Annotated in this window: 2 protein-coding genes; both read left to right on the top strand. The window is 38.5% G+C overall.

Going from position 1 to position 639, the window contains the following annotated elements; all coding sequences use genetic code 11:
* A partial coding sequence (locus tag N0M92_RS29220) for a reverse transcriptase domain-containing protein (protein ID WP_260289038.1) occupies window positions 1–268 on the top strand: 268 nt, incomplete at its 5' end.
* Window positions 265–639: group II intron maturase-specific domain-containing protein (locus N0M92_RS29215; protein WP_311202615.1), on the top strand; the 375-nt coding region annotated here is incomplete at its 3' end. The genes N0M92_RS29220 and N0M92_RS29215, both read left to right, overlap by 4 nt.

Below are 639 nucleotides of genomic sequence, written 5' to 3'. Positions count from 1 at the left end.
TCCACTATTAAGTAATATAATGTTAAACGAACTTGATAAGGAACTGGAGAAAAGAGGACTAAGGTTCGTGAGGTACGCTGATGATGCCCTTATCTTTGTGAAAAGTGAAAAGGCAGCGAACCGAGTAATGAGCACAATCGTGAGATTTATAGAAGAGAAATTAGGCCTGATAGTCAACGTAGAGAAGAGTAGAATCTCACGTCCAAAAGAGTTGAAATTCTTAGGATTTGGGTATTATTACGACACTATAACAACCACTACAAAGTGAAACCTCATCCAAGTTCTGTACAGAAGTTTCAAAGGAAACTTCGACAACTGACAAAGCGAAATTGGAATGTTCCACTAGACTACCGAATATTGAAATTGAACCAAGTAATAGTTGGATGGGTAAACTACTTCAGAGTGGCAAACATGAAAAAAACGACGGAACGAATAGACACAAAGCTTCGCTCTAGAATTAGGGTCATCATATGGAAACAATGGAAAGTAGCGAAGAAACAAATTAAATCGCTTATTCAACTAGGAATTCCGGAGGAAGAAGCGAAAGGATTAACCTACTGTCGAAAAGGTTACCGATTCATAGGAGTATCCAAAGTCGTCCAAAGAGCAATCTCAAACAAAAGACTAAAGCAGAGGGGA

The sequence above is a fragment of the Peribacillus aracenensis genome, from assembly GCF_025175645.1.
GTDB classification, from domain to species: Bacteria; Bacillota; Bacilli; order Bacillales; family DSM-1321; genus Peribacillus; species Peribacillus aracenensis.
The sequence above is the reverse complement of the archived record's forward strand: the minus strand, read 5'-3'. Positions and strand labels throughout refer to the sequence as shown.